Annotated in this window: 2 protein-coding genes and 2 pseudogenes; 2 read left to right on the top strand and 2 right to left on the bottom strand. The window is 41.5% G+C overall.

Translation table 11 applies throughout. From position 1 onward, the window contains the following. Positions 1-360, bottom strand: a pseudogene (locus VE944_RS25095) (tail length tape measure protein); the annotation flags it as partial. Positions 361-817: 457 nt separating this feature from the next. On the opposite strand from VE944_RS25095, the gene VE944_RS25090 reads away from it, so the two are divergent. Both VE944_RS25090 and VE944_RS25085 read left to right on the top strand, forming a co-directional pair. Further along, a complete protein-coding gene (locus VE944_RS25090; RefSeq protein ID WP_324983501.1) occupies positions 818-1087 on the top strand; it encodes a hypothetical protein in 270 nt (89 codons plus the stop codon). A gap of 84 nt (positions 1088-1171) precedes the next feature. Then, complete coding sequence (locus VE944_RS25085; RefSeq protein ID WP_324983498.1) at positions 1172-1792, top strand: Uma2 family endonuclease; 621 nt, start codon at positions 1172-1174, stop codon at positions 1790-1792. Between the two features lie 10 nt (positions 1793-1802). On the opposite strand, the pseudogene VE944_RS25080 reads toward VE944_RS25085, so the two are convergent. After that, positions 1803-2046: pseudogene (locus tag VE944_RS25080) on the bottom strand (FAD-dependent hydroxylase); the annotation flags it as partial.

The following is a 2046-nucleotide window of genomic DNA, read 5'->3' as shown; positions in this document are numbered from 1 at the left end:
GATAGGATAGTCTCTATCTAGCCCGTCTAGTAAAGCCAGCGCTTTTTGCGCTTGGGTTCTTTCAATGTAATCACTCGCCAAAAGATAACGAGCGCGATTTCGGTCTAGCGATCGCGACTGCTCGGCAATCTCTGCTAGTTTAGCCGCCCGTTCTGGCAGAGATTGTGATACCAGTGGAAAGACAGCTGATTGAGCAATGCTACCGTCTGATGTTTGCTCTGTTTGATTTTGACCCAGTTTGAGCCATTTCCCCAGAGACTTGCCAATTTGAGGTGCTGATACCATTGCCCCAGCTAAAAAGGCAAACAGTGCCGCACCCGCAATTATCGAAATTTGCTTTTTCTGTAGTTTCTTCAGCATGAATACCCGCTGAAAAGTTCCGATGAATTTCTTGAAACTTTAACACTCTTAGTCATCAGTGTTACCAATTTTTTATTTTAGATTTTTAATTTTATGTAGAAAAATATTAATTTTCAATCCTACCGTTGTTAGTAATGAGTAATTAGCACACATTAGATACTATTACATCTATATTTCGGTATATCATAATAGTTCAGTTAAGCAATTTTTCCTTCTCTCTCTTCTCTCTCCGTGTCCTCTGCGCCTCTGTGGTAGCCTTAACCCAAGCGTATTGTATCAACAATAGCGCCCTAATTATGCAAGGTTATTTGTGGAACAGCTTACTTATGGGATGAAAATCCGTCCAACTTCCGTGTAGTTCTCACTCAATATTAGGCACGATTTCAATAATACAGTCAGCACATCGGCTGCGGTAGCTAGCTTCATTACTATGCGTAGGCGTAGCCCGCCGTAGGCATTGCTTCCAAAATACTACTATGCGATCGCAGAAGTAGCAAATGGAGTCACAGAAGTAGCAAATGGTGTCGCAGAAGTAGCAAATGGAGTCGCAAAAGTAGCAAATGGAGTCACAAAAGTAGCAAATGGAGTCGCAAAAGTAGCAAATGGAGTCGCAAAAGTAGCAAATGGAGTCGCAAAAGTAGCAAATGGAGTCGCTGAAGTAACAAATGGAGTCGCTGAAGTAGCAAATGGAGTCGCAGAAGTGGCAAATGCGGCGCTCCCAACATAAGCGCGTTTTTAACCGTGGTGAAAAAGCTGTCCGCAGTCGCCTAAATTAGAGATAATATTTCCAAAGCAATAACTTTCAAAAGCCATGACTCAAGCTATACCCAAACTAGTAACCTTTGAGGAATTTGTCGATTGGCTACCCGAAATTCGACGAGTCCGCTACGAACTACATAAAGGAGAAATTGTTGAAATGGCACAACCAGTAGGGGAACACGAAGAAGTTAAAGGATTTCTAGGTATCGAAATTCCTTTTGAAATCAAGCGTCTAGCATTGCCCTACTTCATACCTAACCAAGTTATAGTTAGACCTCCTGAAAAAGATTCTGGTTACTTCCCAGATGTGTTGGTGCTAAACCGTGCAAATCTGGAAAACGAAAAATTATGGAAAAAAGAATCTACCGTTAGTTTGGGTGCATCAATACCTTTGGCAATTGAGGTTGTATCAACTAACTGGCGAGACGATTATTACTTGAAGTATGCTGACTATGAAGAAATGGGTATCCCGGAATACTGGATTGTCGATTATGCTGCCTTGGGTGGACGTAATTTTATCGGCAATCCCAAACAACCGACAATCTCCGTCTGTAACTTAGTTGATGGCGAATATCAAATAAGTAAGTTTCGAGATAGCGATCGCATTGTTTCCCAAACTTTTCCTGAATTGAATCTTACCCCAAACCAGATTTTTCAAGCTGCTGTGGTGTAGCCTTTAAGTCTTATCGTTTTGCTAATTCTGGAGTCCGTCCCTTCAAACCGATCATCAACTTCAGCATAAACACTTTTAATACAGGTACTCGCTGCAAAAGCCATAAACCCAGCCGACGCACCAATACCACAGGTAAGAAGTTATTAGAAAACATCCGATCTAATAAATCGGTGAAACCTAAAATTGTCAGGTTTTCCAGCTTGCGCCAGCGTTCATAACCTTTGAGAATTTGAATGTCACCAATATCTTTACCC

Source organism: Nostoc sp. (assembly GCF_035638895.1).
Classification (GTDB): domain Bacteria; phylum Cyanobacteriota; class Cyanobacteriia; order Cyanobacteriales; family Nostocaceae; genus Nostoc.
Note: the sequence above shows the minus strand (reverse complement) of the source record. Positions and strands in the feature narration are given on the sequence as shown.